The sequence below is a fragment of the Aeromonas sp. HMWF015 genome, from assembly GCF_963878965.1.
Taxonomy (GTDB): Bacteria; Pseudomonadota; Gammaproteobacteria; order Enterobacterales; family Aeromonadaceae; genus Aeromonas; species Aeromonas veronii.
Window position 1 is genome coordinate 1 of the sequence record NZ_CAWNZT010000232.1, and the last position, 4,961, is coordinate 4,961.

Here is a 4,961-nt window from a genome sequence, read left to right on the forward strand (position 1 = left end):
GGAACCGAGCCCGGGCACCTGTGCATCGCCACAGTTGAGGATGATGACCTCGGGTTGATGCTGTTGCAGGGCTTGCTCGACCCGGGGATGCCAGATGGTATCACCTACCAGATAGAGGCACTGTTCATCGGGGTGGGAGAAGACCACGCCGCATACCTCTCCCATGCGCTCGCCCAGTACCACCATCAACTGGTCGCTGCCGTGCTGGCCACCGGTCTGCTGCAGGCGAATGCCGGCAAACTCGGGCTGGTCGCTCAGCAGGCGCACATCCTCAAAGCCACTGGCACGAATGGCATCGGCATCTTTCTGGTGTTGCACCAAGAGCGGCAGATGTTTGGGGATCAGGGCTCTGGCGGCATCATCCCAGTGGTCGGGATGGTCGTGGGTGACGATCACTGCGTCCACATCGACCAGCTCATCGATCGGTAGCGGCAGCTCGACCAGCGGATTGCGCAGCTGGCTGTTGGCGGTGCCCTCAAAGCCGGGGAAGGCACCCTTGGCCGAGAGCATGGGGTCGATCAGAAAGCGGGTGCCGGCATAGTCGAGCAGCAAGGTGGCATTGCGAACCTGGGTAATCTTCATGGGATGGCTCCATGTTGGCTGGTGGATATGCAACCAATTATGGGAGACGGAGCGAATTGCCATCAGTGGCCCACGGGTCGATTATCATCACTATCGGGCCAACAGGCTGATGTTCCACAGGTCGGCGCGGCCATTTAAAAAATTTGAAAAAATCCCCTTGAAAGGAAAAAGTGAGCCCCTATATAGGTAACAAGGCCGGAACGCTCGACAGAGGTTTCGACCAGGCGCCCGTCCATAAGGAGGGCAAACAATCCGTTATCGCTCACAAGAGGGTAATACTATGCGTTCTATCGACTTTTCTCCGCTCTATCGTTCTGCCATCGGTTTCGATCGTCTGGCCAATCTCATCGAATCTGCGGCCAGCAATGGCAATGCCGGTTATCCCCCCTACAACATCGAGCAGTTGGGTGACAACGACTACCGCATCAGCATGGCGGTGGCGGGCTTTACCCAGGAAGAGCTGGAGCTGAGCTTCCAGGAAAATCTGTTGACGGTGAAGGGCAACAAGCAGGCCGATACCGAGCGCAACTATCTCTATCAGGGGATTGCCGAACGTGGTTTCGAGCGCCGCTTCCAGCTGGCCGACTATGTGCGGGTTAAAGGGGCCGATCTGAAAAACGGCTTGCTGCACATCGAGCTGGTGCGTGAAGTGCCCGAGGCGATGAAGCCGCGCAAGATCGAGATCAACGGCTGATAGCCTAAATTCACTGAAATTTTAAAATTTCCCAGGTGCCGATGACGGGCCTGTGGAGAGTTGAACCTGTTGCTTATTAGAAGGATAGGATTATGCGTAACCTCGATTTTTCTCATCTCTATTCCAACGCCGTCGGCTTCGAGCGGATGGCCCGTGAGCTGGAAGGTCTGTTCGAGCAGAAGACCACCGCTTACCCCCCGTACAACATTGAAAAGCGCGATCAGGATGGCTATCGCATCACGGTCGCCGTGGCTGGCTTCGAGCGCGAAGAGCTGGAGCTGGAGACCGAAAACGGCACCCTCAAGGTGAAGGGGCGCAAAGGGGCTGCTGCCGGTGAGCGTCAGTTCCTCCATCAGGGGATTGCCGAGCGCGACTTCGAGCTCGCCTTCAAGCTGAGCCAGCACGTGGAAGTGCAGGGTGCCAAGCTGGAGCATGGGCTGCTGACCATCGATCTGGCGCGCGAACTGCCGGAGGCGCTCAAGCCCCGGGCCATCCCCATTGGCAAACCCGAGCAGCTGGCGCTGCCCGGCTAAGCAAACCGGATCGCGATAAACAATAAAGGCCTGCATCTGCAGGCCTTTCTGTTTTTGGCTGGCTGGCCGGACTGACTTAGCCGGCGTAGAGGGTGTTGATTTCGTTGGCCAGAATGGCGATGCCACGGCGCACCAGCTCCTCGCTCTGGGAGTAGTTGAGGCGGATGCACTCCTGGCTGTGGCGCCACTCGGGGTCATCGATGCCGGGGAAGAAGTAGTGCCCCGGTACGATCAGCAGATTCTTCGCCTTCAGTCGCTCATAGAGTTCCTGACAGTGGATCGGCAAGCCTTCAAACCAGAGCCAGAGGAAGAGGGCGCCTTCCGGTTTGTGAATGTGGAAGCGCGGGTCGGGGATCGCTTCGCGCAGCAGCTGCACCGCCAGCTCCGCCTTCTGCTGATAGAAGGGTTTCACCACCTGTTCGCTGAGAGTGATTATGTCGCCGCTCTCGATCATCGGGATGGTGATGGCGGGCCCCAGACTGCCCGGCGCCAGATTGATGATGCCGCTCAGGTTGGTGATGGCCTGGATGATCTTCTCGTCGGCGATGACGATGCCGCAGCGGGTGCCCGGCAGGCCGAGCTTGGAGAGGCTCATGCAGAGGATGGTGTTGGCGTTCCAGAACGGCTTGGCTTCGCTGAAGATGATGCCCGGGAAGGGAACGCCGTAGGCGTTGTCGATCAGCAGCGGAATCCCCTTGTCGCGGGCGATCTGATCGAGATGTTCGATCTCTTCGTCGGTCAGCACGTTACCGGTGGGATTGGTGGGGCGGGAGACACAGATCACCCCGATATCGTCACCCACCTGCAGGCTCTCGAAATCCACATGGTACTTGAACTGGCCATCGGGCAGCTTCTCGATGGTGGGCTTGTAGGCCACGAAGTAGTCGTCGGCCAGCGCCGAGTCGGCATAGCCGATGTACTCGGGGGCGAGTGGGAACAGCACCTTCTTCTTGCGTCCATCGGAAAATTCGCCGGCCAGCAGGTTGAACAGGTAGAAGAAGGCATTCTGGCTGCCGTTGGTCAGGGCGATATTGCGGGCCGAGATATCCCATCCCAGCTCCTTGCTGAGCAGGGTTGCCAGCGCTTTGGTGAACCTGTCTTTGCCCTGTGGGCCGTCGTAGTTGGCCATCGCTTTGACCAACTCGCCGTTGTCGAGCAGGCTTTTGGCCTCGGCCTGAAAGCGCTCCAGCATGGCGGGGATGGGGGCCGGATTGCCGCCACCCAGCATGATGGCGTCCGGATTGGTCAGCCCCTGATTGAGGTCATCCATGAGTTGGGTAATGCCGGCGTGGCGAGTGAACTTCTCGCCGAACAAGGAAAATTCCATTCAGTGACAGATCCAGATTTGAGTTACGGAGATGTAGCACCATAGCTCAGTTTAAAAGCGGGTGTCGATCAAAATGATGTGACGTTCCACGTGGAACATGGTGCAAAAATCAAGCGTGGTTAAAAGCACCAACTGTTGGTTTAAAAATGACCGAGCGGAATGCATTTTGCGACTCAATTTGGTATCGAAAGATAGTTAATTTAAACAAAATCATCATGTTATGAATTGCATGAAGATTGGCACAACTATTGGAATAGCTATCTGGTCATCTCAACCATACCGGAGCAAACCAGATGAAAAGCCTGATCGCTACCCTGATTGTGAGTGCCCTGAGCCTAAACGTGATGGCCAACGAAAATCCGCGGCCCGAGCTGGAGAGTGCCCAGCTGGAACAGGATGTGCAGAGCGAGTTGCAACAGGCATCCCACGCCGTGGTGCAGGATGCGCTGCACAATCTCAAGCCGCTGGCGCTGGATACCCTGGTGGTGGAGGCGAGTCAGGCTGTGGCGACTCACCCCGAGAGTTGAGGTAGCGCAGGGGGGTCTGTCCCGTATGTTGTTTGAAGAAGCTGATGAAGGCGCTGTCGCTGGAGAACTCCAGCGCAGCGGCAATCCGGCTGATGGGCTCGCTTTCTGCCAGCAGCTCCATGGCGCGCAGCAGTCGCCACTGCTGACGCCACGCCTGATAGCTCATGCCTGTCTCCCGCATAAAGATGCGGCCAATGGTCTTGTCACTGGCACCCACCCGTTCGGCCAGCCGGTTGAGCCGATCGGGCAGGGCATCCCCCCGTTTCAACTGCTGTAGCCAGTCGCCCAGTCTGGGATCGGTCGGCAGCGGCAACTGCCACGACTCCCGCGGTGCCTGCCCCAACTCCTCCATAAACAGTGCCACCGTCCGTTGTTGCTGCTCTTGCGGTTTGTCCCACGGCCAGAGCGCCATCCGTTCGATCAGTTCGTGCAGCAGCGGATTGACCGCCAGCACTTCGACCGTGCCGGGCAACTCGGGGTGCGGCTGGAAGTAGAGGGAGCGGTAGGCCACCACACCGCGCATCAAGATCCGGTGTGAGGTGCCTGCAGGCAGCCAGGCGGCGCGGGTGGGTGGCAGCAGGCAGACCCGACCTTCCAGCTCCATGGTCATGCAGCCGGATTGGGCGAACAGCAGCTGATGGCGTTGATGTTGATGCAGACCCGAGTCGTGCCAGCCGAGCGCGGAGGCGATGCCGATCACGCTGCCGGTCAGCTGGTCGGGGTCAAAAGGGTGATCGGGAAGAATAAAGGCCATATGTCCGATTTTTGATGTTTATAGTCTTGCTTATTGTAATCAGACAAACGGCATCTCTCTAGAATGACGACCTCTTGTGAAGGAGGTTTGTCATGAACAACAAGTTGCCACCGTTCTGGCTGGTGGTGGGATTGATGATGTTTCCCCAGATTGTGGAGACCATCTACAGCCCGGTCCTGACCCACATCGCTACCCAGTTTCAGGTGAGCGAAGGGCAGGCATCCCAGACCCTGTCGGTCTATTTTCTGGCGTTTGCGGTGGGCGTGGTCTGCTGGGGGCGGCTCTGCGATCTGATCGGGCGCCGTCCCGCCATGCTGGCGGGTCTGCTCACCTATGGCGTCGGCACCTTGCTGGCGCTGCTGGCCAACCAGTTTGAAACCCTGCTGCTGGCCCGGGTTATCTCGGCTTTTGGCGCCGCGGTGGGATCTGTGGTGACCCAGACCATGCTGCGCGATAGCTATCAGGGCAACGATCTGGCGCGGGTCTTCTCGGTGATGGGCATTGCGCTCTCACTCAGTCCGGTGCTGGGGCTGCTCAGTGGTGG

7 protein-coding genes are annotated in these 4,961 nt (G+C 58.5%); 4 read left to right on the forward strand and 3 right to left on the reverse strand.

The window, feature by feature from the left end; genetic code table 11:
- On the reverse strand, nt 1-582 hold a 582-nt coding region (locus AACS18_RS12595), incomplete at its 3' end, for an MBL fold metallo-hydrolase (protein WP_108614332.1).
- 280 nt (nt 583-862) lie between these two features.
- On the opposite strand from AACS18_RS12595, the gene AACS18_RS12600 reads away from it, so the two are divergent.
- Both AACS18_RS12600 and AACS18_RS12605 read left to right on the forward strand, forming a co-directional pair.
- Nucleotides 863-1,276: an Hsp20 family protein gene (locus AACS18_RS12600; RefSeq protein ID WP_041210487.1), complete on the forward strand. Its 414-nt coding sequence runs from the start codon at nt 863-865 to the stop codon at nt 1,274-1,276.
- A gap of 92 nt (nt 1,277-1,368) precedes the next feature.
- Entirely contained in the window at nt 1,369-1,809 is a 441-nt protein-coding gene (locus tag AACS18_RS12605) for an Hsp20 family protein (protein WP_108614333.1), read from the forward strand.
- Nucleotides 1,810-1,885: 76 nt separating this feature from the next.
- On the opposite strand, the gene AACS18_RS12610 is transcribed toward AACS18_RS12605, so the two are convergent.
- Nucleotides 1,886-3,136, reverse strand: coding sequence for a valine--pyruvate transaminase (locus tag AACS18_RS12610; protein ID WP_108614334.1), 1,251 nt, complete (start codon nt 3,134-3,136; stop codon nt 1,886-1,888).
- Between the two features lie 293 nt (nt 3,137-3,429).
- On the opposite strand from AACS18_RS12610, the gene AACS18_RS12615 reads away from it, so the two are divergent.
- Entirely contained in the window at nt 3,430-3,663 is a 234-nt protein-coding gene (locus tag AACS18_RS12615) for a hypothetical protein (RefSeq protein WP_005342304.1), read from the forward strand.
- Here the strand turns inward: AACS18_RS12615 and AACS18_RS12620 are convergent.
- Entirely contained in the window at nt 3,593-4,417 is an 825-nt protein-coding gene (locus AACS18_RS12620; protein WP_108614335.1) for an AraC family transcriptional regulator, read from the reverse strand. The genes AACS18_RS12615 and AACS18_RS12620 overlap by 71 nt on opposite strands.
- A gap of 92 nt (nt 4,418-4,509) precedes the next feature.
- Between AACS18_RS12620 and AACS18_RS23445 the strand changes: the two genes are divergently transcribed.
- The coding region (locus AACS18_RS23445) for an MFS transporter (protein ID WP_258228929.1) at nt 4,510-4,961 on the forward strand (452 nt) is incomplete at its 3' end.